At 69.5% G+C, this 24,727-nt stretch carries 19 protein-coding genes and 1 tRNA gene; 7 read left to right on the top strand and 13 right to left on the bottom strand.

The window, feature by feature from the left end; translation table 11 throughout:
- Window positions 1-86 precede the first annotated feature (86 nt).
- Window positions 87-2,618, top strand: coding sequence for a DUF4118 domain-containing protein (locus tag F6J84_RS06505; RefSeq protein WP_150972348.1), 2,532 nt, complete (start codon window positions 87-89; stop codon window positions 2,616-2,618).
- Complete coding sequence (locus F6J84_RS06500; RefSeq protein ID WP_150972346.1) at window positions 2,615-3,307, top strand: response regulator; 693 nt, start codon at window positions 2,615-2,617, stop codon at window positions 3,305-3,307. Before F6J84_RS06505 ends, F6J84_RS06500 begins: the two co-directional genes overlap by 4 nt.
- A 147-nt stretch (window positions 3,308-3,454) precedes the next feature.
- Here F6J84_RS06500 and F6J84_RS06495 read toward each other — a convergent pair.
- Window positions 3,455-3,530: transfer RNA gene (locus tag F6J84_RS06495), tRNA-Glu, on the bottom strand.
- Between the two features lie 127 nt (window positions 3,531-3,657).
- Between F6J84_RS06495 and F6J84_RS06490 the strand changes: the two genes are divergently transcribed.
- Window positions 3,658-4,293 (top strand): MBL fold metallo-hydrolase, encoded by a 636-nt coding sequence (locus F6J84_RS06490; protein ID WP_150972344.1) that lies wholly within the window; start codon window positions 3,658-3,660, stop codon window positions 4,291-4,293.
- 66 nt (window positions 4,294-4,359) lie between these two features.
- On the opposite strand, the gene F6J84_RS06485 is transcribed toward F6J84_RS06490, so the two are convergent.
- From F6J84_RS06485 to F6J84_RS06465, 5 genes are all read right to left on the bottom strand, one after another.
- A complete protein-coding gene (locus F6J84_RS06485; RefSeq protein WP_150892297.1) occupies window positions 4,360-4,629 on the bottom strand; it encodes an HPr family phosphocarrier protein in 270 nt (89 codons plus the stop codon).
- Window positions 4,630-4,661: 32 nt separating this feature from the next.
- Window positions 4,662-6,779, bottom strand: a complete 2,118-nt coding sequence (locus F6J84_RS06480; RefSeq protein ID WP_150972342.1) for a PTS fructose transporter subunit IIABC — start codon at window positions 6,777-6,779, stop codon at window positions 4,662-4,664.
- 26 nt (window positions 6,780-6,805) lie between these two features.
- The gene (locus tag F6J84_RS06475; protein ID WP_150972340.1) at window positions 6,806-7,750 is read right to left on the bottom strand and encodes a 1-phosphofructokinase family hexose kinase; all 945 of its coding nucleotides are present in this window, start codon (window positions 7,748-7,750) and stop codon (window positions 6,806-6,808) included.
- Entirely contained in the window at window positions 7,747-8,532 is a 786-nt protein-coding gene (locus F6J84_RS06470; protein ID WP_150972338.1) for a DeoR/GlpR family DNA-binding transcription regulator, read from the bottom strand. Before F6J84_RS06470 ends, F6J84_RS06475 begins: the two co-directional genes overlap by 4 nt.
- A 497-nt stretch (window positions 8,533-9,029) precedes the next feature.
- On the bottom strand, window positions 9,030-9,803 hold the full coding sequence (locus F6J84_RS06465) for a hypothetical protein (protein WP_150972336.1): 774 nt from the start codon (window positions 9,801-9,803) through the stop codon (window positions 9,030-9,032).
- Between the two features lie 185 nt (window positions 9,804-9,988).
- Here F6J84_RS06465 and F6J84_RS06460 point away from each other — a divergent pair, with 185 nt between their 5' ends.
- Entirely contained in the window at window positions 9,989-11,998 is a 2,010-nt protein-coding gene (locus tag F6J84_RS06460; RefSeq protein WP_150972334.1) for a DUF262 domain-containing protein, read from the top strand.
- A 30-nt stretch (window positions 11,999-12,028) separates the two neighbouring features.
- On the opposite strand, the gene F6J84_RS06455 is transcribed toward F6J84_RS06460, so the two are convergent.
- Both F6J84_RS06455 and pepN read right to left on the bottom strand, forming a co-directional pair.
- Window positions 12,029-12,772 carry a formylglycine-generating enzyme family protein gene (locus tag F6J84_RS06455; protein WP_150972332.1) on the bottom strand — a complete coding sequence of 248 codons (744 nt, stop codon included), beginning with the start codon at window positions 12,770-12,772 and terminating at the stop codon, window positions 12,029-12,031.
- Window positions 12,769-15,261 carry an aminopeptidase N gene (pepN, locus tag F6J84_RS06450; protein ID WP_150972330.1) on the bottom strand — a complete coding sequence of 831 codons (2,493 nt, stop codon included), beginning with the start codon at window positions 15,259-15,261 and terminating at the stop codon, window positions 12,769-12,771. The genes F6J84_RS06455 and pepN overlap by 4 nt, the downstream gene beginning before the upstream one ends.
- Before the next feature lie 73 nt (window positions 15,262-15,334).
- Between pepN and F6J84_RS06445 the strand changes: the two genes are divergently transcribed.
- The gene (locus tag F6J84_RS06445; RefSeq protein ID WP_150972328.1) at window positions 15,335-17,836 is read left to right on the top strand and encodes a helix-turn-helix transcriptional regulator; all 2,502 of its coding nucleotides are present in this window, start codon (window positions 15,335-15,337) and stop codon (window positions 17,834-17,836) included.
- 15 nt (window positions 17,837-17,851) lie between these two features.
- On the opposite strand, the gene F6J84_RS06440 is transcribed toward F6J84_RS06445, so the two are convergent.
- Together F6J84_RS06440 and F6J84_RS06435 are read right to left on the bottom strand one after the other, a co-directional pair.
- Window positions 17,852-18,739, bottom strand: coding sequence for an oxygenase MpaB family protein (locus F6J84_RS06440; protein WP_150972326.1), 888 nt, complete (start codon window positions 18,737-18,739; stop codon window positions 17,852-17,854).
- Window positions 18,736-19,188 (bottom strand): hypothetical protein, encoded by a 453-nt coding sequence (locus F6J84_RS06435; RefSeq protein WP_150972324.1) that lies wholly within the window; start codon window positions 19,186-19,188, stop codon window positions 18,736-18,738. The genes F6J84_RS06440 and F6J84_RS06435 overlap by 4 nt, the downstream gene beginning before the upstream one ends.
- Window positions 19,189-19,728: 540 nt before the next feature.
- Between F6J84_RS06435 and F6J84_RS06430 the strand changes: the two genes are divergently transcribed.
- Window positions 19,729-20,601 carry an alpha/beta hydrolase gene (locus F6J84_RS06430; RefSeq protein ID WP_150972322.1) on the top strand — a complete coding sequence of 291 codons (873 nt, stop codon included), beginning with the start codon at window positions 19,729-19,731 and terminating at the stop codon, window positions 20,599-20,601.
- A 127-nt stretch (window positions 20,602-20,728) separates the two neighbouring features.
- On the opposite strand, the gene F6J84_RS06425 is transcribed toward F6J84_RS06430, so the two are convergent.
- Both F6J84_RS06425 and F6J84_RS06415 read right to left on the bottom strand, forming a co-directional pair.
- Entirely contained in the window at window positions 20,729-21,016 is a 288-nt protein-coding gene (locus F6J84_RS06425) for a zinc-binding dehydrogenase (RefSeq protein WP_150974723.1), read from the bottom strand.
- 485 nt (window positions 21,017-21,501) lie between these two features.
- Entirely contained in the window at window positions 21,502-22,227 is a 726-nt protein-coding gene (locus tag F6J84_RS06415) for a tyrosine-protein phosphatase (RefSeq protein WP_150972320.1), read from the bottom strand.
- Window positions 22,228-22,486: 259 nt separating this feature from the next.
- On the opposite strand from F6J84_RS06415, the gene F6J84_RS06410 reads away from it, so the two are divergent.
- The gene (locus F6J84_RS06410; RefSeq protein WP_150972318.1) at window positions 22,487-23,698 is read left to right on the top strand and encodes an MFS transporter; all 1,212 of its coding nucleotides are present in this window, start codon (window positions 22,487-22,489) and stop codon (window positions 23,696-23,698) included.
- 154 nt (window positions 23,699-23,852) lie between these two features.
- Here F6J84_RS06410 and F6J84_RS06405 read toward each other — a convergent pair whose 3' ends face one another.
- Complete coding sequence (locus tag F6J84_RS06405; RefSeq protein ID WP_150972316.1) at window positions 23,853-24,500, bottom strand: LysE family translocator; 648 nt, start codon at window positions 24,498-24,500, stop codon at window positions 23,853-23,855.
- Between the last annotated feature and the right edge of the window lie 227 nt (window positions 24,501-24,727).

Below are 24,727 nucleotides of genomic sequence, written 5' to 3'. Positions count from 1 at the left end.
CACCGCACATCTCCCGTGCCGCGCGGAGCATCGCGCTGCACGGGGATCAGCGAGCGGCGCTGGGCGGAGGCCGTATGGTGAAGCGCATGAAACGGGGGCGACTGCGGGTCCTGCTCGGCGCCGCCCCCGGCGTCGGGAAGACGTACGAGATGCTCGAGGAAGGCAGACGTCTCCAGGGTGACGGACGCGACGTCGTGATCGGAGTCGTCGAAACCCACGGGCGGGCGGCGACCCTCGCCCAAACCATCGGGCTGCCCGAGATCCCCCGTAGAACCATCGCACACCGCGGCGTCGAGCTGACCGAGATGGACGTGGACGCCGTGATCGCGCGTAGCCCGCAGATCGCACTCGTCGACGAGCTCGCCCACACCAACGCACCCGGCTCCCGCCACGACAAACGATGGCAGGACGTCGACGCCCTGCGGGACGCCGGTATCGACGTGATCACAACGGTCAACGTGCAGCACATCGAATCCCTCAACGACGTCGTCGAGCAGATCACCGGCGTCGCACAGCGCGAAACGGTTCCGGACGCGGTCGTGCGTGGTGCGGACGAGATCGAAGTCGTCGACCTCGCACCCCAATCCTTGCGGGATCGGCTCGCTGCCGGGGTTGTCTACCCGGCGGAGCGGATCGACGCAGCACTGTCGAACTATTTCCGACTCGGCAACCTCACCGCCCTCAGAGAACTCGCGCTGCTGTGGCTGGCGGATGAGGTCGACAGCGCTCTGACGTCCTACCGCACCGAACACGGGATCACACGCACCTGGCATGCGCGGGAACGTGTCGTCGTCGCCCTCACCGGCGGCCCGGAAGGCGAGACGCTCATCCGGCGGGGTGCCCGTATCGCGGCTCGGTCCGCCGGCGGTGACCTCCTGGCGGTGCACGTCTCAAGCCAGGATGGGCTCCGCGCCGCAGCACCCGGAGCGCTGGCATCCCAACGGGCCCTCGTGGAGTCCCTCGGCGGCTCCTACCACCAGGTCCTCGGCGACGACGTACCGGCGACCCTCGTCGAATTCGCGCGGAGCGTCAACGCAACCCAGTTCGTCATCGGGGTCAGTCGGCGCGGACGACTGGCATCATTACTGACCGGCCCCGGCATCGGTGCCACCGTCGTCCGCGAGTCGGGCGACATCGACGTGCACATCGTCACGCACGCGGCCGCGGGCGGGCGCCGCGCGCTGCCACGGATGACCGGCGGCGCGTTGAGCGTCAAGCGGCGCGTGCTCGGTTTTCTCATCGCGCTGGCGGGAGGCCCGCTGCTCTCCTGGCTCCTCTTCGCCACCGACACGGATGCATCCATCACCACCGACGTACTCGCTTACCAGCTCCTCGTCGTCGTCGTCGCGCTCGTCGGAGGCATCTGGCCCGCCCTGTTCGCCGCAGTCCTCTCCGGTATCACCCTCGACTACCTCTTCGTTGCGCCGATCTACACTGTGACGATCTCCGACCCACTGCACGCGCTCGCCCTCATCCTCTACGTCGTCATAGCGATCCTGGTCAGCTGGATCGTCGATCAGGCGGCGCGGCGCACCCGCACCGCGCGCCGTTCCGCCGCCGAATCCGAGCTGCTCGCGACGGTGGCCGGCAGCGTCCTGCGCGGCGAGAGCGCGATTCCCGCCCTCGTCAACCGCGCGCGCGAGGCATTCGGCATGACCGGGGTACGGCTGCTCGACGCCGACGGCTCCGTGCTGGCCACCGACGGTGAACCGGTACCCGACGGCCGCGCTGTTCGTCTCCCCGTCGGTGATGTCGCGAATCCCCGCGCCACCCTCGAGCTCCACGGCGGGGAGCTGGAAGCGTCCGAGCGTCGACTCCTCGACGTGATCATCGCCCAGCTCGCCGCTGCGATCGAACGCGCCGACCTGACCGAAACCGCCCGGGAGGCCGGAGTACTCGCCGAAACCGACCAGGTACGCAGCGCCCTACTGTCGGCCGTCAGCCACGACCTGCGCCGCCCCCTTGCCGCCGCCGTCGCCGCCATCGGGGGCCTCCGCGCAGCCGGCGACGCCCTCACCGACGACGACCGCCGAGAACTCCTGGACACCGCCAACGAGAGCCTCGCGACACTCTCGGCTCTCGTCACGGACCTCCTCGACGTCAGCCGCGTCGAAGCCGGGGTACTCGGAGTGTCCCTGATGGACACCGATCCTGCCGCAGTGGTGCTCGCAGCCATCGACGAACTCGGACTCGGACCGGACAGCGTCGACCTGGCCCTCGACATGGATCTCCCCCCGGTACGGGCCGACCCGGTCCTGCTGCAGCGGGTGCTCGTCAATCTCCTCGCCAACGCCCACAGACATAGCCCGGCCGAACAGCACGTACGCGTCTCCACAAGCCGGCTCGGTGGCGTCGCCGAGATCCGCGTCGTCGATCTCGGCCCCGGCGTGCCGCCGGAAGACCGGGACGACATCTTCGCGCCCTTCCAACGGCTGGGCGACACGGACAACACCGTCGGACTCGGACTCGGACTGGCCCTCTCCCGCGGATTCACCGAAGGAATGGGCGGCACCCTCGCCGCCGAGGACACCCCCGGCGGTGGCCTGACCATGGTCATCTCGCTCCGGGTGGCGGCCGAACCCGATGGTGCCGCGCGCGACGGGAGGTCGGGCGAATGAAGATCCTCATCGCCGACGACGATCCGCAACTCGTCCGCGCCTTGCGGATCACCCTGGCCGTACACGGCTACGCGGTCGTCGCCGCCGCCGACGGCGCGGCCGCGATCACTCTCGCTGCGCAGACGCACCCAGACATCGTGCTGCTCGACCTCGGGATGCCGCACCTCGACGGCATCCACGTGATCGAAGCACTCCGTGGCTGGACCACGGCGCCGATCATCGTGGTGTCCGGACGCACCGGCTCCGCCGACAAGGTGGACGCACTCGACGCCGGCGCCGATGACTACGTGACCAAGCCGTTCCAGATCGACGAACTGCTCGCACGGCTCCGGGCGCTCACACGTCGTTCCACCGCCGCCACCGGTGAACCCGTCGTCACCTTCGGCGACGTCGCGATCGACCTGGCCGCGAAGGCGGTGACGCGCGCAGGCGAACGTGTACATCTCACCCCCACCGAGTGGCGGATGCTGGAGTTCCTCGCCCGCCATCCCGGCGCTCTGGTGACCCGACAGACGCTCCTCAAAGAGATCTGGGGCAGCGAACAGGTCACCGACTCGGGGTACCTACGGCTGTATATGTCGCAGCTTCGCAAGAAGCTCGAACCCGACCCGGCGCGTCCGCTCCATCTGCTCACCGAGTCGGGCATGGGATATCGACTCGTCACGGACACGGCCGACTCGGCGCAGTGACCGTCGGCGGGACGCTGATCCCCTCGGGGCGGCCCGGCATCGACCGGTCTCGGGCGTGTCGCTCCGGTCACGGGGAATGGATGCGGGGGCGCCCCGATCGGCCCCGGGAACGCGAAAACCCCCCGGAGATCCGGGGGGTTTTCTGTGTGGTGACCCCAGCGGGATTCGAACCCGCGTTACCGCCGTGAGAGGGCGGCGTACTAGGCCGCTATACGATGGGGCCCTGTACTTTTTCGCTGCCGTTTCGGCAACCGTTCAATTATGGCATGGGTATTCCACCCCCGCCAAATCGAGCCGCAGAGGGTGTTTCGCGCTTGCTGCCGCCGGCCGGTCGGGGTTGACTCCTCAGCATGCGAGTCACAAAACACGAGCACGCTGCGCTCACGCTGGAGAAGGACGACTGCGTCCTGATCATCGACCCGGGTTCGTTCACGTCACCGCTGGACACCGGTCGCGTCGTGGGCATCGTCCTCACCCACGAGCACGCCGATCACTGGACGGCGGAGCACCTCGACCGGATCCTCACGAACAACCCGGGCATCCCGATCCTGGCGCCGGAGGGCGTCGCGAAAGCTGCGCCCGGCTACGACATCACGGTGGTCTCCCCCGGCGACTCGGTGGATGTCGAGCCCTTCCACCTCGAGTTCTTCGGGGGGCGCCACGCCGTCATCCACGAGTCCATCCCCATCATCGACAACGTCGGTGTGCTCGTCGACGGCGCCTTCTACTACCCGGGCGACTCCTACGCCGTCCCGAAGGGTGCGAAGGTGCGACTGCTGGCAGCGCCGGTCGGTGCGCCCTGGCTGAAGATCGGCGAGGCGATGGACTTCGTCCTCGCCGTCGCCCCGCGCCAGGCCTTCGGCACGCATGACATGACGCTGTCGGTGGCGGGGCTCGGCATGGGCCGCGCACGGCTGCGCTGGGCGGTGGAACAGGGCGGCGGCGAGTTCCTGGAGCTCGATCCGGGCGACAGCACCGAGGTGTGAGAACCACGAAGCGGCGGATGCGGTGACCCCGGGGTCGCCGCATCCGCCGCTTCGCGTTCTGCGCGCCTACTGCGCGTCGAGGTCCGTCTCGAGGAGCGCGACCAGGTCATCGAGCGCCGCGTCGGCACCCTCCCCCTCAGCTTTCAGGGTCACGACCGTTCCCTTGGACGCGCCGAGACCGATGAGCGACAGGATGCTGCCCGCGTTCAGGTCCTTTCCGCCCGGGACGGCGATGGTGACGGGGATCTTCTTCTCCTGCACGGCCTGCACGAAGAGCTTCGCGGGACGCGCGTGCAGCCCCGAGCTGCTGGCGATCGTGGCCTGTCGTTCTGCCATGTCTTCTTCCTCTCGTCAGTGGGTCTATCGTGTCAGGCCGGGACCGCGACTGCGGGGGTCGCTTCGGCCCGGGCGAGTTCCTTGCCTCCGACCCACTTCTTGAGGGCCACGACCGCGAGGGCGGAGACGATCGTTCCGGCGATCACCGCGAGCAGGAAGCCCCACCAGGGATCGATCGCGAACAGCACGAAGAGGCCGCCGTGCGGGGCCAGCGACGAGACGCCGAGCGCCATGCTGAGCCCGCCGGTGACCGCGCCGCCCAGCATGGATGCGGGGATGACGCGCAGCGGGTCGGCGGCGGCGAAGGGGATCGCCCCCTCGCTGATGAACGCCGCACCCAGCAGCCATGCCGCCTTGCCGTTCTCGCGCTCGACGGGGGTGAAGACGTTCTTCGCCAGCACCGTGGACGCGAGTGCCATGGCGAGCGGCGGCACCATCCCGGACGCCATCACCGCTCCCATGATCAGGAAGGGAACGGCGTGGATGTCGCTTGTCGAGGCGCTCGCGAGCCCGGCCGTGGCGAAGGCGTACGCGACCTTGTTCACCGGGCCGCCGAGGTCGAAGCACATCATGAGTCCCAGGATGATCCCGACCAGCACGATCCCGGAGGTTCCGGCGAGACTGGTCAGCCCGTCGTTGAGCGCCTCCATGAGCGCGGCGATCGGACGTCCGAGGAAGAGGATCATGAGGCCCGAGGCGACGATCGACCCGATCAGCGGGATGATCACCACCGGCATCAGCCCGCGCAACCAGCGCGGCGGGTTCAGCCGTCCCAGCCACCAGGCGATGAAGCCCGCGAGCAGACCGCCGATGATGCCGCCGATGAACCCGGCGTTCATCAGCACCGCCACGGCACCGGCCACGAAACCGGGCGCGATACCGGGACGGTCAGCGATAGCGAAGGCGATGTAGCCCGCGAGCGCCGATACCAGGAACCCCATCGAGGTGGAACCGATCATGAAGGCCACGGACCCGAGATACTGTCCGATCCCGCCCTCGGGAAGCTCCCAGAGCGAGTTCTCGATGATGACGGTGCCCGCGTTCTCGGTGACGTTGTAGCCGCCGAGCAGGAACCCGAGAGCGATGAGCAGACCGCCGCCCGCGACGAACGGGATCATGTAGCTCACGCCGGTCAGCAGGATGCGCTGGATCTTCGTGCCCCACCCGCCACGCTGGCCGTTGTTCCCGCTGTCGCCGCCCGCCGCAGCCGTCGCGGCGGTGCCGCTCACGCGGGTCGCCTGCGGGTTGCGCGCGGCGGCCACGGCGTCGGCGATCAACGCCTTGGGCGCCTCGATCCCCCGCTTCACGCCGGAGCGCACGACGGGTTTGCCGGCGAAGCGCTGCGGCTCTCGCACGTCGACATCCACGGCGAAGATCACCGCGTCCGCCTGATCGATCTTGTCCTGCGGGAGCGCCTGGTAGCCACTGGAGCCCTGCGGCTCCACGACCAGGTCGATCCCCTCCTCTGCACCGGCCGCCGTGAGGGCGTCCGCAGCCATGAAGGTATGCGCGATGCCGGTCGCGCAGGCGGTGACGGCGACGATGCGTGCGGGGCGCCCGTCGATCTCCAGACTCGGCTCCGTCGCGGGCGCGCTCGAGGTAGCCGGGACCGGAGCGGGTGCCGCTGCGCTTGCGGATGCAGCGGGGACCGCGGCGGCCTCGTCGGCGGGAGCCGGTGCAGGCTCGTCCGTCTCGGGCGCCTCTCCGATCGCGGCGCGCACGATCTGCACGACCTCGTCGGCGGATGCGGCCGCACGCAGGGAGCTGGTGAACTCGTCCTGCATCAGGCTCCGGGCGAGCTTGGACAGCACGGCCAGGTGCTCCTCCGCGGCGTTCGCGGGTGCCGCGATCAGGAACACGAGGTCCGCGGGCCCGTCACCCGCGCCGAAGTCGACGCCCGGAGAGAGCCGCGCGAAGGCGAGGGAGGCCTCGGTCACTGCGGCGCTCTTCGCGTGCGGGATGGCGATCCCGCCCGGGAGCCCTGTCTCGTCCTTCTCCTCCCGCGCCCACGCGTCGGCGAAGAGTCCGTCGGCATCGGTGGCTCGGCCCGCGGCGACGACCCGCGCGGCCAGCGCGCGGATGACGGCGGCTTTGTCTGCTCCCAGGTCCTCGTCGAGACTGACGAGGGTGGGGACGATGGTGTCTGACACGTTGACCTCCAGTGGTCGTGGCGCGCTCAGCGCGATATCCGTTGGATGGGGATCTCGGCGGACGGCAGATCCGCCGGGGTGGGGGATTGCGTTCCGGGAAGCGTGGCGGCTGCCGCGCCGTAGAGCATCGCGTGCCGGAGGGCCTCGGGGGCTGGGCTGCCCGCCACGTCGGCGAGCAGGAACCCGGCGAGGGAGCTGTCCCCCGCACCCACCGTGCTGACCGGCGTGATCCGGGGGGCGACGCCGAACCAGGCACCCTCGGGGGTGACGATGAGGGCGCCCGCCGCGCCCAGGGTCACGAGTGCCGAACCGACCCGCCCCGGCACCAGACGCCCGGCCACGCGCGCGATCTCGGCGAAATCGCGCGGGTCCGCTCTCTCTCCGGTCAGCTCGGCGAGCTCCTCGTCGTTCGGCTTGATCAGATCGGGCCGCCCGTCTTCCACGACTGCGCGGAGCGCCGCTCCGGACGTGTCGACCGCGATCCGCGGCGCGGCGTCCTGCCACCGTGCCCGCACCGCGGAGATGACCCGAACATAGAAGTCGTCCCCGGCACCGGGAGGCAGGGAGCCGGCCAGGACCAGCCAGTGCGCGCCCTCGGCGGCGACGACGACGGCGTCCTGCAGCGCCTGCACGTCGCCGGCATCCAGGAGGGGCCCGGGCAGATTGAGCTTGGTGGTCGTCCCGTCCGGATCGAGGATGGTGAGGTTGGCGCGCGCATGACCGCTGATGCGCACCGGGTGCACGGGCAGCCCCGTCCCCGCCAGGACCGCGGCGAACGGATCGTCCTGCGCCAGGGGAAGCACCGCCGTGGTGGACTCTCCCGCACCGGCGACGACCCGGGCGACGTTGATCCCCTTCCCCCCGGCATCCTCACGTCCGGAGGCGACCTGCTGCACCTCGCCGTGGCGCAGCGGCGCCGCCAGCAGCAGGGAGCGGTCGAGGGCAGGATTGGCGGTCAGCGTGACGATCATGCGACGAGCACCTCCACTTCGGCCTCCGCCAGCGCGGTAGCCAGGGGCTCGGGCGGCGCCGCATCCGTGACGAGGACATCGACGGCGTCGAGCGGGGCGAAGCCGACCAGCAGCTCGCGCTCGAACTTCGTGGAATCGCAGACGACGATGACCCGCCGGGCGGAGGCGACGATCGCGGATTTCACTGCTGCCTCCTCCGGATCGGGCGTGCTCAGCCCGAATCCCGAGGAGATGCCGTTGGTGCCGACGACGGCCACGTCGGGTCGGAGTCCTGCGATCGTCGCCACCGTGGTCGCGCCGACGGCCGCCGCGGTGACGCCGCGGATGTGTCCACCCACGACGGAGAGCTCGATCCGGCCCGCCTCGGCCAGCGCGGGCGCGAGCGCGAGCGAGTGCGTGACCACATGCGCGTGCCCGGCGGTCTCGGTCAGATAGGGAGGGAGGGCAGCGGCGACGGCCGCGGCGGTGGACCCGGCGTCCAGGAAGATCGATCCGGTGAACCCGTGCCCGAGCGCCGCCACGGCCCGCGCGGCGATGTCTCGCTTCGCCCGGCTGTTCTCCCGGATCCGCTCCCCGATCGCGGTCTCGCGGATGCTCGAGCGCTCGGCCGCGACCGCTCCGCCATGGACACGGGTCAGGACGCCGCGCCGCTCCAGCTCGGCGAGGTCCCGGCGTACGGTTTCGGTCGTCACGTCGAACCGCTGGGCGAGGTCGAGCACGGCCAGCCGGCCATCGGTCTGCAGGATGCGCTCGATCGCGTCATACCGTTCCGTCGCGTACATACGTCCTCCTGAAATCACACACAGTACAACACAAAACCAACCAAAAAAACAGAGTCCATTGCTGACTGTTTCCGGAGCGATGCACGCCGCGCCGCTGCGTCGGCAGATCGGCCGAGACGACGGACGGCACCGAGACACCGGCGGCCGGCGCCACGTCGCTCTCCCAGTGCGTCGACCAGCTCGCGGACGGGGCCGCCGACCGCGCCGAGGGGTCGACCCTCCTCGCAGACGGCAACGCCGAGCTGCGCGACGGCGCCGCTTCCCTCGCGGACGGTCAGCTCGCCGACGGTACCGGCGAGCTGGCGGCGGCAGCCACCAACGCGGCACCGAACATGGTGCCGTGGATGCTCGGAATCGCCCTGCTGGGCCTCATCGCCGCGGGTTTCTGGGTGGGGCACCGCGTCCAGCACCACCGTTCCACTGACCCGAGCGGATGAAAGGGAGGGGCCCCGATCCAGCCGGATCGGGGCCCCTCCTGATGGGTCGAGCGCGAAGCCTCAGGCCTCGCTCATCATGGTGACCTCGGCCTGGCCGCGGGCGGCGAGCGCGGCCGCACGGGCGGCGAGGCGGCGTGCCTGCTCGGCCTGGCCGGCGTCCAGCTCGTCCTGCGGGACATAGACGCTCTCGGTGTGGTTCACGCCGTTGTACTTCTCGATGTACGCATCCAGCTCGGGGCCGGACTCCCACGACGTGATGAGGCAGTAGCGGGGCTCGTCACCGATGTGCGTCGCGGCGTGCCACAGACGCTGGGTGTCGATGATCAGCTGCGCGCCGGCGGGCAGCGCGATGCGGGTCTCGCCGCTCGGGTCGGTGCGGTTCTCCCGCAGCACGAAGAAGCTGTCCTTGTCGTCTGTCAGGTTGAAGAACCCGCGGACGACCCAGCCCGTGCCGTCCGGGTTCAGACGGTTGTTGTCGTCCTGGTGCAGGTTGTACAGGCAGTCCGCGTAGGTGTTCGGCTGCAGCTCGATGATGCGGCAGCGGCCGACGTTGGCGCCCGGCTCCTTCGCACGCGCGGTGAGAGTGGGCGCGATCGCGGTCTGCGAGTCGATCCACACGCCGTCCTTGTCGGTACGGGGGTTCTTGCCGCTCCAGAAGCCGGCGCATTCGATCTCCCCGTCGCGTGAGGCGAGGGGTGCGAAGCGGGTGTCGCCCGAGGACTTCCAGTCGACGTACTCGATGTCGAGCCATTCCTTGGGATCGATCGGCTTGTTGTACCGGTCGAGGACCACGTAGCCGGTCTCTTCGAGAGCGGCGGACTTGATGTAACCCATGATCTGGATCATGCCTTCCGTAGGGGGCCAGCGCGTTTTTACAGGCCCAGGTGAGGTCAGCCTACCCAGGACCGCTGAGAGGGCCGTGGGTCACAGGGGGTGCGTCGCCGCATCGGCCTACAGTAGGTGGGGTCGGCCGTCGCGCCGCACCGGAACCGCAGTTGTGAGGGACGAGAACACGGAACATGGTCACTGCCACGAACGTCGATGCGACCGCCGTCAACACGATCGGCTGGCTGTCCGACACCGAGACGAGCATCGTGGTGCCGGTGTACCAGCGGCAGTACCGGTGGGACATCGGCGGATGCGAGCAGCTGCTCGCGGACATCCGCGCGGTGGCCGCATCCGACGACCGGCACACCCACTTCCTCGCCTCCATCCTCTCCACCCGGAGCAGCGAGGCCGGGTCCACCGAACTGGTCCTCATCGACGGTCAGCAGCGGATCACCACGTTGATGCTGCTGGTCGCCGCCCTCCAGCACACCGTCCGCGACAGCGATCCCGCCCTCGCCGCCGAACTGCAGCGCGTCCTCGTCCGCCGGGACGACCCCACCCGCACGAAGCTGCGGCCGCATCGCGCCTGGGCAGAGGTCTTCGAGAGCGTGGTCCTGGACCGGCGCACCGAGGGCGAACGGATGCGGGCGTCCCGGTTCGACGACAACTACGCCTTCTTCCGCAGCCAGATCCGGATCGACGAGGCGCCACAGATCTGGCGTGGACTCCAGAAGCTCGAACACGTGGCCATCACCCTCGGCGCCGACGCGAACGCGCAGCAGATCTTCGAGAGCCTGAACTCGACCGGCGAGCCGCTCCGGGACCACGAGCTGATCCACAACTACGTCCTGATGGGGCTCTCGCACGAGGAACAGCGTGAGATCGAGGACGAGTACTGGCTTCCCATCGAAAGGAACACCGGCGACGCCATCGGCGGCTTCTGGCGGCACTTCCTGGTGATGACGACGGGTCGCGAGGTCACCGTCGCGGGAGAGCGGGGCGTGTACGACGCCTTCCGCGCCGAGTTCCCCCGACTGGACCTCCGGACGCTGCGCGCCCATGCCGCCGAGTGGCGGGCGTTCTCCGACATCTACCGCATCCTCCTCGATCCCGCCCAGGCACCGGGAGAGCGCATCGCCCGGCAGCTCGCCTATGTCAACACCTTCGGCCGCGGCATGTACCCGCTCGTGATGCGCGCGTATCGCGACCACACCCGCGGCACCCTCACCGAGGACGCCTTCGTGGCGACGCTCGAACACATCCAGTCGCTGCTGCTGCGCCGCGCGACGGTGGGTGTCCCGACGGATCGTCTGGTCGCACGCCTGTGCCGCGCGCGCGAAGGAGGGCAGGAGGCGCTGGAGCACGCCATCGCGCGCATCACGCCCTCCGACGAGCGGGTGCGGGTCGCCCTGAAGTACAGCGACCTGCCGCACGCGGCATACGTGCTCGGCCGGATCGCGGGCGTGGACGACCTCGCCGGACTCGACGTGGAGCATGTCTTCCCCCTCGCTCCCTCCGACGACTGGAGCGGTGACGGTGAGCGCGCCTGGCGCGACTACACCGACGACGAGCAGAACAGCCACCGGGCGCTCGCACAGACCATCGGCAACATCACCCTCCTCGAGCAGTCCCGCACCGAGCGCGCATTGGACGCCTCGTTCCCCGAGAAGCGGGACGACATCTATCCCGGAAGCGCCGTGTCCACGACCCGGGAGCTCGCCGAGGTGACCACCTGGTCGACGGCGGCCATCGCGGCGCGCACAGCCGACCTGACGCGGCGCGTCCTCGAGATCTGGCGCCGGCCTGCCGCCGTCGCGATCGACGACGACGGCTTGACGCCCATCCTGGATGCGAAGCGGCGGCGGGGCTGGCCCCGCGGCTGGCAGCGCGAGTTCGAGTACGTGGAGTACCGGGGCGAGCATTGGGAGGTCTACGACATCAAGTACCTCTTCAACCGCATCTTCAAGCGACTCTGGGCGGACGCCCGTCCCGCGGTGGAGTCGTTCTCGGCACGACGGGGCGGCCCCCTGTACGACGCGAAGTCCTGGAACGGAGCGTGGGACGAGCTGGATCCCGAGCATTTCCTCTACATGGGGTGGGACTCCAAGTACATGCTGACCGCCGTCCAGGGCGTGCTCGACGAGGCCGGGTTCGCCTCGGAGGTGTTCGTCAAGTACTCGTACATCGGCGCGGCGATGTGACGTCGCCACCGCGGCTGCCGCGACGCGCGCTCAGCGCAGCGGCGTCCAGCCGATCGGGAGCGGCCCGTCCTGCACGGCACGTTCCCGGTCCGCGCTGAGCGACCAGCCCTGTGCGCGCTCCGGATCATCGGAGGCGCCCCGCGCCACCCGGAACCCGATGTCATCCGCTCCGCCCCCCGGCGCTCCCCCGCGCCGTACCGATGCGCGCACGCTCCACGCGTCGTCCGAGAACCCGCCGCCGCGGAAGACCCGGTAGTCCCCGTATCGCGCCGGGTCGAGCAGGTCCCAGCACCACTCCCAGACGTTCCCGAGCGTGTCGAAGAGGCCGTTCAGGTTCGGTAGCTTCCCCCCGACGTTCTGCGGCGAGCGCACGCCGTCGAGCGCCGTCCAGGCGACCTCGTCGAGCGGACCGTACTGGGGCGCGTTGGATCCCGCCCGGCAGGCGTACTCCCATTCCGCCTCCGTCGGCAGACGGAAGCCGTCCGAGTCCGCGTCCCAGGTCACGTCCGTGCCGTCGAAGCGGTAGGCGGGATCCAGGCCCTCCCACTCGGACAGGGCGTTGCAGAAGCGGATGGCGCGCGTCCAGCTCACCTCGATGACCGGACGACGCGGGTGGGACACCGCGATGCCGAGCATCTCCGCGAACACGTCCTCGGTCACCGGGTAGACGCCGATCTCGAAGGCCTCCAGCTCCACGTCGCGACGGATCCGGCGCCGGGCGTCGTGCAGGGTGACGCGGCCGGCGCCGATCCTGCGCATCTCGACGTCGGTCATCGCAGCCGGTCCTGCGCCGCACGCACACGCAGATCCCGCGCCAGGTGGTCCCGCTGTTCGCGCACGAGCCTGCGAAGGGCAGCCGGCGCGTCCGCGTGCTCCGTGAGCCAGGCGTCCACGGCATCCAGCGATTCGGCGGAGGGGAAGAGCCCGAGCACGAGCCGCCGGGCGAGCTCGATGCTCCGAGATCGCCACGCCGGTTCGATGCGCGCGAAGTACTCGGCGTCGAACCCGCAGACGAGGTCCCGCCGACCGCCGGCGCGGAAGCCGGAGATGACGGCATCCAGGTGGTCGTTGCTCAGCGCGTCGTCCTCCCAGGCGGCGCGCCAGGCTTCCTGGCGCACCCGCGCATCCGGACGCGACGCCAGGGCGCGGATGGCGGCCGTTCGTCCGCTGGCGGTGTCGTCCCGGGCGAGTTCGGCGGAGATGCCCTCCGCCGTCAGGTGACCGGTCGTCGCGAGCGCCGTGATCAGCTGCCAGCGCAGATCGGGATCGATCGGCAGCCCGGCGGGGCCGTGCCCCGCCAGCAACGCCCGCACGTCCTCCAGCCGCGCGTCGTCCACGGCCGACGCCGCTGCGAAGGAACGCGCCCACACCAGCTGGGCATCGCTCCCCGGCTCGGCGGCGGTCAGCGCCTCCCAGGTGACCTGGAGCCAGGCCGCCTGCTGCGCGGTGCGCTCACCATCCGGCAGGTAGTGCGCCATGGCGAAGGCGGCGTTCGCGGTCACGCCGGTGAGGAGCCCGATGTGGGACTCGGCCGGGCCGTGTGCGCGCACGATCGCCAGGAATCGTGCGGCGGACAGTTCGCCGTCCCGGGTCGCGTTCCACAGGGCCGACCACACCAGCCCGCGGGCGAGTGCGTCATCCAGCGAGGACAGGGACGCGGCCACCGTATCCAGCGAGCGGTCGTCGAGGCGGATCTTCGCGTACGTGAGGTCGTCATCGTTGAGCAGCACGAGATCGGCATCCGGGAGCGGGACGGGAGTCCGGGCCGTGGTGACGTCCAGCTCGAGCTGGTCACGGCGCACGAGCCGGTCCGCCTCGCGCGCGTACAGCCCGACGCGGAGCCGGTGCGGGCGGGGCTCCGTCTGCACGAGCGTCCGCGTCCCGTCCGCGTCGGTCTCCAGCCAGAGGGTCGAGACTCCGCTGGTCTCCAACCAGGCCCGGGACCAGGATCGGACGTCCCGGCCGGATGCCGCCTCCAGCTCGACGAGCAGATCATCCAGCTCCGTGTTGCCGAACGCGTGCGCGGCGAAGTAGCGACGCGCGCCCTCGAAGAACGCCTCCTCCCCGACGAACGCCACGAGTTGCTTGAGGACCGACGCTCCCTTCGCATAGGTGATGCCGTCGAAGTTGAGCTTGGCGGCCTCGAGGTCGGTGATGTCCGCGACGATCGGATGCGTGGTCGGCAACTGATCCTGCTGGTACGCCCATGCCTTCCGCCGGTTCGCGAAGGTGACCCAGGCATCGGTGAACCGGGTCGCCGCAGCCGAGGCGTGCGCCCCCATGTAGTCGGCGAACGACTCCTTCAGCCACAGGTCGTCCCACCACCGCATCGTGACGAGATCGCCGAACCACATGTGCGCCATCTCGTGCAGGATCGTGTTCGCCCGCGCGGCCCGCTGCGCATCCGTGGCCGCGCCCCGCGACAGGTAGTGCTCGGTGAAGGTCACCAGTCCCGGATTCTCCATGGCTCCGAGGTTGTACTCGGGCACGAAGATCTGGTCGTACTTTCCCCACGGGTACGGGAAGGCGAACGCGTCGGTGAAGAAATCGAGTCCCTGCCGCGTGACCTCGAGGATCTTGTCGGCCTCCAGATACGGCGCCAGTGACGCACGGCACAGCACGCCGAGGTCGATCCGTTGCCCGTCCCGAGCCCAGGAGCCGGTGACACGCGTGTAGGGTCCCGCGGCGACCGCCGTGATGTAGCTCGACAGCGGCGCGGTCGGGGCGAACTCCACGGTCTGCACGCCGTCGTGCTCGCGCACCGCGACGGCGCGCTGGTTGGACAGCACCTCCCATCCGGCCGGCGCGTGCACGACGAAGGTGTACTCCGCCTTCATATCGGGCTGCTCGAAGCACGCCATCACCCGGCGCGCGTCGGCCGGCTCGTATTGCGTGTACAGGTAGGTCTGTCCGTCGACCGGATCGACGAACCGGTGCAGCCCTTCGCCGGACCGGCTGTATGCGCCGGTGGCGTGGATCTCCGCGACGTTGGCGGGGGCGAGCGAGTCCAGCAGGACCCGCGCACCGTCGTACCGGACGGGCACCTCGCGACCGTTCAGCACGATCCGCTGGACGTCCTCGCCGATGAAGTCCACCCACGTCTGCGCCGTCGTCGCGTCGAACTCCAGCGTGGTCGTCGTGGGGAATCCGGTGCGTTCCGTGTCCGGCGCCCCGCTCAGGTCGAGTTCGACGCGGATGCGGCGTACGGAGACGGCGGCGGATCGCGCGGCCGTTTCCTCCCGGGTCAGGTTCGCAGAGGTCATGCTCCATGGTTTCACGCGGCGGAGCGGCGGACGCGCCTGCCGTAGCATCGATCTGTTCGAGGGAGTGGATGCGATGCGTGGGGCGAACTGGGCTGCTTCCGGGCGGACGGGGGAGAAGGATGCGGCGCTCGCAGCCCTCACCTCGGCGGAAAGTTCCGGCATCCTGATCACCGGTCCGCCGGGCGTGGGAAAGAGTCGCCTGGCCGACGATGTCGCGCGTGCCGCCGAGTCGGCAGGCGTGGCGGTTCTGCGCACGTCCCCGGCGACGGCCCCGTCGGCTGTCCCGGCCGGACGACGGCTGATCCTGACGGCGCGTCACGGCGCGACGCTCCCTCCCGGCATCGCCCGGGCGGTGGCGGAGGGACGCCTGTCCGTGATCGCACTGGCGCCACTGGACCGCGCACACCTCGTCAGCGCTCTGACCGCCGCACTCGGCGATCCTCCCAGCGCCCGCCTGACGGGGACCCTCTGGCGTGCCACCCGGGGGGTCTTCGCGGTGCTGGTGGCGCTCGTGGACGCGGGGCTGCAGACCGGAGCGATCATCCGCAGCGGCGGCACCTGGGACCTCCAGACCGATCTCGACCCGGTGACCCTCTCCACCCGCATCGATGCCGAGCTCGCCGCGTTCGGACCGGAGGTGCGCCTCCTGCTGGAGAGGATCGCCGCGACGGAGCCGATGCCCGCCGGCGATCTCCTCTCGGACGACGGCGGCACGCCGGCCTCCGCGACCCCGCCGGTGCAGCATCTGCTCACCCTCGGTCTCATCGCCGCCGATGAGGAGGGCTTCCTGCGAACCACGCCGCCCGCGGTGGGCGACTGCGTCCGCCGCACCACCTCCCCGGATCGGCGCGAAGCCTTCCACCGGGAGGTGTTCGGCAGGCTCGTCCGCGGAGACACGGCCGTCGCCCCGGGCGACATCCCGGCTCTGCTCTGGGCCCTGCGCACCGGCCGCGCGATCCCGGCCTCCCTCGCCCTCACCGCCGCGACGGTGGCGAACGGCGTGCACCGGTACGCGGCGGCGCTCACGATCGCGACGGCGCGCGTCGCGGCAGAGGAATCGTCGGACGCAGCGGTCCCCCTGCTCGTCCAGGCCGCGATCGCCGCCCGTCTGCTCGCCCGTCTCGAGGACGCGACGCTCCACCTCGACGTCGCCGAACGGGAGCTGCGCGCCCGCACGCCCCCGAGCGGACCGCTTCCCGCGGACGTGGAGGAACTCTGGGTCGACGTCACGGCGGCTCGAGCAGATGTCGTGCACGCGCGCACGCGCGATGTGGATGCCGCGTTCGAGGTGCTCGACCAGGCGATCGTCCTGCTCCGTGCCCGCGACGAGGACTCCCCCGGCGCCCGCGCGCTGCGGGGACACCGCGTCCTGCATGCGGCCTACGGCGGGCGCTTCGCCCAGGCGCACGATGACCACGCCCGGGTGCGACCGCTCGCTTCCCCCCTGCGGCAGCGCGTGGACGCGATCCATGCGCTCGTCCTCGTCCAGCTCGGGCGGCCGGCACAGGCGGCTGACGCGCTCCGCGCCGCCGCTCGCGAGTCGCGGCATCTGGACGGGTCCGCCTGGGTCACCGAGGAGGTCTCCGGGGCGCGTTTCCTCGCCGTGCTGCGCTCCTCCGGGGTCTCGGCGGCGGTGCGGGATGCCGCCGGCTCCCTCGCCCGCCACCATGCCGACACCGTCCGGCTCGACGACGCCATGCACCGCATCGCGGAGGCGGAGGTGGCTCTCGCCTCCGGCCACGCGGCGACCGCCCTGAATGCCGCTCGCGACGCGGTGCTGACGCTACGCACGGAAGGACCAGCGGACTTCCTCCCACGCGGACTCGCGCAGCTCGCCGAGGCGTTCGCGCTACGCGGCGATCTCGTTCAGGCGCGGGCCGCTGCGCAGGAGTACGCCGCCCACCCCCGCACCGACAACTTCGTTCTGCATCCGGACGACGAGGTCTCCCTGCTGACCGTGGAACTCGCCGGTTCCGGCGGTGCGCCCGCGTCCGCCCTCGCGCTCGCCGCGCGGCTCGAGCAGCGGTCACTGTTCGGTGCCGCCGCGCGCGCCCTGCATCTGGCCGTGCGGGCGGGAGACGCGGAGGCCGCCGCACGCCTCGCCGCCCTCTCCCCGCACCTGGACGGCGACGTGCACGCCGCGCAGGTCGGGCACGCCGAACTGTTCCTCGCCGACGACGACGCCGGCCTCCTGCAGATGAGCGGTCGGATGCACGAGCTGGGCCTGGTCGCCGTGGCGGCCGACGTGGCCGCGCAGAGCGAGACCGCCGCGCGGCGGCGGCGGCACGAGGACCTCGCGGCGGAGGCGGCGCACCGCCGGACGATGCTGCGCGCACTGCTGGGCGAACCGGCGGGCCCGGCGCAGCCGAGCGCCGTGCCGCTGACGAAGCGGGAGCGCGAGATCGCGGCGATGATCGCCGCCGGGCTGTCGAACCGCGACATCGCCGCCGCGCTCGTACTCTCGGTGCGCACGGTCGAAGGTCACCTGGGCCGGATGTACACGAAGCTGGGTGTGAGCGGCCGTTCGGCGCTCAGCGGCGCTGCCGGGACCGGGGTGGGCACCGCCGCGCGGTGACCACCCCGGTGCCCGTCATGCGGTGGGCTGCCGTCGCGCGCCGAACGCCGCGACGTCGACCTGGTGCCGGAGATCAGGGATCACCCGTTCCACCGGGGCCTTGGAGTCCATCAGGGCGAACAGCGCCTTCGTGGCACGCTCCGCCATCCGGTCCCGGCGCCGGGAGAACTGCAGCCCGAACAGGGCGCGGTGCTCGGGCAGCATGAGCCCGATCGCCGCGTCCTTCACGAACTTCTCCGCGAGACCGCCGACGCCCTTCCCGTGCGCGGTCATCATGTCCCGGAACCAGAGCGCTTCGGGGATCATCGCGAGCGACGAGCGCACCTGCACCATGTACTCCTCGAGCTCGGAGACCGTCTCCGGTGCGAGCATGGGGTCGATGCCGACGAGTTCGGCGGCGACGATCTGCTCCCGCACGTAGGCGTCGGCCTCCGCATCCGTGAGCCCGGGTCCGTAGCGCTGGAACGCACGGACCGCGGTCAGGGTGAGCGTATTGTGCACCCAGAGCAGCAGTTCCGCCACCTCGGCGTTGTACGACTCCCCCGTGTTCGGGTCGGTCGCGAGAACCGCCTGGTGCATGCGCCGCAGCCTCTCGCCCGCGCGCTTCGCCGTGGCCGTGTCGCCGTAGGTGATCGTGATGATGTACTGGAACGTCCCCTTCGCCCGCGCCTCCGGGTTCTGCCGGAAGTGCGAGGCCTGGTCGATCATCCGCATGACGCGCGGGTTGAGCATCTGCGTCGTCGCCGCGCCGCTGCCGACCAGCATCATGGCGCGCTGGGCGTGCAGGCGCCAGGTGAGGCTCGCCGGTCCGAACAGTCCGTCGTCCGTCGTGTGCGCGCCACGCTCCACCACCGACGGGCGGCCCGTCGGCGCGTACGCGGGCGAGCGGTTGCCCTCGGTCACGCTGCGACCGGCTGGGCCGTCGAGCGCCGGCGGCGCGAACCCGCGAAGTACCCGTTCGAGGCGGGGACGAACGAGCAGGCCACCGCGATCGCGTTGGCGACGACGTAGACCCAGCTGAACACCTCGCCCGGCGCGCTGAAGACGAGCGTGAGGGACAGCACCGCGATGACGGTCAGCACGATGCGTGCCCAGTTCGCGCCGTCGCGGAAGAAGACCGACAGGATCACCTGGACGACGACGGCGCCGACCGCGACCCAGCCGATGATCAAGCCGAACCCGGTCAGCAGGAAGTAGGGTTCCAGGTCCTCGGTGGCCGTCGAGGCCATCGTGGCGAGGAGGTTCACGGCCACGAGCATGTTGACGACCGAGACCATGCCGACGATGGCGGACAGCAGCCAGATCCAGAAGGCGACGCTGACGGTGGTGGGGCGTGGTGCGAGCGTGTGCACGAGAGTCCTTTCGGGTGGATGCTCCCGCCCGTTCCGGGCGGGAGGCGACCCCTCGCCGAGGGCGTGGGAGTCGGCATCCCACTGTCTCGCTCGGCGCCCACGCGTCATAGCGTGTGCACCACCCTATTCACGTGACATCCCGCTGGAGGCGGCGCATCCGCGCCGTTTCAGAACTCCACAGATCGGTGCTCGCGCTGCGCCGATCCGCTGAGCCGATGAGCGGCGGCTTCCCCTCGTTGTCCGTCTGTCTGGCTGCCGAATCGCGGGCTTTCGCGGCTTCTCTGTTCGTCGAGTGCTGCCGGATGGGTGATCGTTGGGGCCTTTCTTGCCTGCCCTCCGGGGCGAGAGTGTAGAGCTGCAATGAGCTCGTCTATGGGGACGCTATGGTGACCTTATGGTGCTTCAGTACATTCGCCTGCGCTCGGCCTGAGCCGGCGCTCCCCGCCACCCTGCCGGTGGCATCGATCGGTGTGCCCTCCCGGGTGGCCGACGACGAGTTGCCGATGAAAGAGATCTCTTTCTCAGCGACAGGAACCAACCATGAATGCACGAACCACCTCTCCCGTCGATCCGTCGACCACCTTTCTGCTGGTCCACGGGGCCGGCACGAGCTCGTCCATGTGGGCGCCACTGCAGCGGCAGCTGGCGGTCGATGGTTACCGCTCATACGCCATCGACCTGCCCGGTCATGGACTTCAGGCCCAGTATCCGGTGTCCTACCAGGCACCTCAGGATCTCGAAGCCTTCGGTTCCGAAGTCTCCACTCTGGCGACGGTCACTTTGGACGACAACGTCGACGCGGTCCTCTCCGTCGCGCGTGCCCTTGCGAAGACCGGCCCGGTGCGGCTCGTCGGTGCGAGCCTCGGCGGGATCACGATCGGCGCTGCGGCGAGCCGTGCGCCGGAACTCTTCGCACACATCGTCTACGTTTCGGCCTGGGTGTGCGTCGATCGTGCGAACCCCATCGAGTGGATGGCCGAACCCGAGTTCGCCACCAGCATGTTGACGGAGCTGGGCGGCGTGGCCGTCGGCGACCCTGCAGTGATCGGCACGGGACGGGCGAACTATCGCACTGCTGACCGGACGCAGCTCGGCTTGCTGCACGAGGCGACGATGGCGGAAGCAACCGAGGCGGAGTTCTTGGCTTTCCTGAACATCATGCAACCGGATGAGTCCGTGCTTGTGATGATGGGCGACGGATCGGTCGACCCGAACACCTGGGGAACGATTCCGAGGACGTTCGTCCGGCTCAGCCACGACCGCTCCATCCCGCCTGCTCTGCAGGACCGGATGATCGCGGACGCTGACCGGGCCGTGCCGCACAACGAGTTCGCCGTGCACACGATCGACAGTTCCCACGCCGGGTTCATCCGTCGCAGCAAGACGGTCGCGTCCATACTCACCGGGATCTGAGTGCTGTCCGAGGGCGCTGTCGGCGGTGGGCGTGATCTGCCGACAGCCCCCTCGGTGCCGTCAGTGAAGGATCGCCGCCTGCTGGTATGAGGCGATCCTTCACTGACGGCACGTCAAATCGACGTGCTCAGGTGGCAAGAGTGACGGGGATCGCACCGCGGGAGCTCGACCGTCGGCTGCACCCCATAGGGCTCACGGGCAGGGTGTCCTTGGTCGGTGGCGGTTGACGGTGAGGAGCGGGCGGCTGCGTCAGGGGATGGTGATGACGGATTTGCCGGGGGGCGCCTCCCCGGGAGAGGGACGCGAGTGCTTGCGGGGTCTGGTCGAAGGGGAATGTCGCGCCGACGACGGTGCGGATCGTGCCGGCGTCGACGAGCTCGGCGATCTGCCGCAGCTGGTCGCCGCTGGCGCGCATCAGCAGGAACTCACACGACACCCCGGCACGGCTTCGTGGACAGCGATGCGTTCGGCGAACGTGCCGATCCGGTGATCCCGCGGGCGAGCGTAGAGCTCGTCACCGGGCTGGAAGCCCTGCACGCGCGCCGGTACGGATGACGGTGCCAGCAAGGTCGTGCCCGGGGGTGAGCGGGGTCTTGTCACCGCCCACGGGTGGGTGATCAAAGCCGGGCGAAAGCGACGTCCGTCGAAGCCGACCTCCGGGACGTCTCAGATCGGGTTCTCGCTACCGCAACGAGCACCACTCTTATCGTGCGCCTCGATGGGTCGGAAAGTTGAGCGACCCGCGAAGCCGGACGGCGTGAGAAGCGAAAACGACACCCGAAGCGGATCCGGCAGCTCAGATGGCCGCCCCGCCTCACCTCTCGGGGCTGGCCGACGCCGCCGAAAACGACCGTTTCTGGCGGCCACCGGTTTTGCGCTCGATGAGAAGCTGTTGGGTGCTCAGATTCTGACCGGTGGGGCAGCGGCCCCACGCCACGTCTCGACGGCCACTCGCGTCGCAGGTTCGACATTCGATTCAGCGAACCAAAGATCAAGGTCCAAGTTCGCGTACATCTCGCGGAACGCTGACTCCGCGGTGTGCCCAGAGCGATCGAGGATCTGCTGTCGTGCTTCGACCTCAGAGGATCGTTCGTGCAGCGCGGCCATGGCGTCGGCATTCGCGAACGTGTCAAGGTAGTCGGCTACTGCGGCGTCTTCGGTGACATCAATCGCCCGCAACAGGACCGCGGCAACGAGGCCGGTACGGTCCCAGCCCGCTGAACAGTGAAAGAGAATCGCCCCTTCATCGGCGGCGGCGATCGCGCTCAGCACGAGCGCGAGTCGGTGCGGAAGCGCCTGAAGGTGGGCGAGATAGTAGAGCGGCGTACCCCACCGTCCGTCTGCTTCATACTCTGCCCAGAAATCCGTCTCGTCGCCGCCGTCGAGGTCAACGTGAACGTGCTTGATCGTGGCGGGGATCTGTCCTGTGCGCTCTTCTGGCCTACGAAGGTCGATCACCGTGCGTACTCCGTGTGCGCGGAGCGCCTCCCACCCATCGTCATCGACACGTTCCAGCCGTTCCGAGCGAACAAACACGCCTGCGGGCGAGAAGGTTCCGTCGTTGCGGTCTAGACCCCCGAGATCGCGGACGTTCGCGAGACCATCGATGTGGAGCGTGCGTCTCATGTGTACCCGTCCTGTCGAAAGGCCCTGACCCTTAGGGTTGCGGGGCACGTTAGCGGCAGCCGCTCCTGCGATACAAGCCGGATCGCACCGGAGACGATCGCTTTCGACTGGGCGATCTAGTCCGAATCGGACTTCTGTAGAGTGAGCGGGTGCTTCCTTCCAGTGATTGAGCGGTGACTGCGGCCTTCGGGCGCCGTCTGCTCACCGATCGTTTTCTCAGCGCCCTGTCAGCGCGCTGTCTGGCTTGGAGTCACCCATCATGCAGTCCACCCGGACGGCACGTTATATCGACGTGCTCAGATTGCCCGGAGTTCTTCCGACCTTCGGGGTCGCACTCATCGGCCGGGGCGCTTACGCCCTGGTCTTCCTCCCTCTGCTTTACGCCGTCACCGACGCGACCGGCTCCATCGGGCTGGCGGGTATCGCCGTCGGCTTGTACGGCGCGGGAGCCAGCTTCCTCGCCCCGCTCCGCGCCTGGTTCATCGACCGCTTCGGGGCCCGACGGATCCTTGCCCTGCTGGTCGTGATGTTCAGCACCACGGTCGCTGTCATCGGTCTCTCGGCTCTCTACGCACCGAACGGCGCGACGCTCGTCATTCTCGCGGCCGTCGCCGGCGCGTTCGCGCCACCCCTCGGGCCAACGATGCGCGTCGCATGGGGGCGGCTCACACCCACACGTGAGCTGCTGAAAAAGGGACTCAGCTTCGATGCGGTCGTCGAAGAGTTGCTCTATCTCGGCGGCCCAGCCGCCACGGGTCTCGCCCTCGCGTTCATCGCCCCCGGAACGGTGCTTCTCATCCCGGCCGGCCTGGTCCTCGTCGGTGGCCTGTTCTTCGTCGCGAGCCGAGCAGTCGGCGATATGGGGCCACGACCCCCTGCGGATGAAGAAGCACCCCGCGAACGCCCCCTGATTCTCGATGCTCGATTCGTCGCGGTCTTGATACCCGTTCTCGTTGCCGGGGCGATCTCGGGCAGTATCAGCATCAGCGTCCCGGTCATCGTTTCCGACGCAGGAGGGCCGGCGGCCGCAGGCATAGCCCTCGGGCTGTTCGCCGGAGGCAGCGCCGTCGGGGGGCTCGTCTTCGGCGCTCTCCGCGTTCCCGGCTCTCCTATCCGACAGCTACTCATCCTGACCACTGCGCTCGTCGCCATCAGCTCGACCATCGCCGTGCTGACCGGAGCCGTCGCCGTTTCCCTTGTGCTCGCCGCAGCTGGTTTGTTCTTCTCACCGGTGATGATCGTCGCGTACTTCGCTGCCCATCAAGCCGGTGGTGAGCACCGCCAGAACTCGGCGACGACCTGGGCCAACACCAGTCACAACGTGGGTGCCACACTCGGCAGTGCTCTTGCCGGCGTCATCATCCAAGCGGTGACCGTGCCCGCAGCCACGTTCGGAATCGCTGCAGGCGCTGCAGCCCTCCTCATCGCCGGCGCGCTGCTGAGTAGAGCGGGCGGGCGGGCGAAGCGATAGCCGAGTGCGGGGGCGGATGAATCGCGTCCGCCCCCATTCCAGATCACTCGGCCCCTAGGCCGGGACGATGCTTGAGGGAGCGATAAGCAGACGGACGCGTGGGCGATCGTCACGCCCCCAGACGCCTCTGGTACGCGAAGCGGTCGCTCCGATGCTACGGGGCGACTGCAGGGGCGGGAGCGTCGATCGCGAGCTTTACGCCGATCGCGCCGAGGAGTGTGCCGGTGACCCACTTCTGCCACCGCATCCACGTCGGCTTACGCTGCAGGAAGGTGGCGACGGAACCTGCGGCGACAATGATTGCACCGTTGACTGCGACGCCGACGAGGATTTGGATCGCGCCGAGCTGGAAACCTTGCGCGACGATGCTGCCGGCTGCTGGGTCGATGAACTGGGGAATGAGTGCCAGATAGAGGATCGCCACCTTCGGGTTGAGCAGGTTCGTCAGGAGTCCCATGCGGAAGAGTTCGCCGAACGAATCCCGAGGAAGGTCACTTGTCTCGAACAGCGATTTCCCTCCCGGGCGAAGCGTCTTGTAGGCGAGCCAGAGGAGGTAGATGGCACCCGCGACCTTCAGTGCGATAAACAGCCATGGGACAACTAGGAATACCGCTGCTAGCCCGAGGTTGGCCATCACCATGTACACGACGAAGCCAACTGCCGTGCCGGAAAGCGACATCATCCCGGCACGCCACCCCTGGCTGATGCTGCGCGAGACCAGGTAGATCATGTTCGGCCCGGGGGTGAGGGCGAGTCCAAGCTCGATGAGAGCAATGCCGACGGCGGCGGACAACGAGATCATGCACGCTTCTTTCATCACGGGGGTCGGAAAGAGCATCACCCTCGATGTCGAGCTGCACCCAGTCTCCCATTCCGCATAAATCATCCAACCCGAACCGATGTAGGCGCCCGCTGCCATTGTGGGGTTCATTCCGCTGTGTGTCCGAAATGAGCATCTAGGGGTGCCGTGGACGCGTCCCGCGGAGCACTCCGGAGTTGCGGTGCGGACTCTGCAACGCTGGGCAGCTC

The sequence above is a fragment of the Microbacterium caowuchunii genome, from assembly GCF_008727755.1.
Classification (GTDB): Bacteria; Actinomycetota; Actinomycetes; order Actinomycetales; family Microbacteriaceae; genus Microbacterium; species Microbacterium caowuchunii.
Note: the sequence above shows the minus strand (reverse complement) of the source record. Positions and strands in the feature narration are given on the sequence as shown.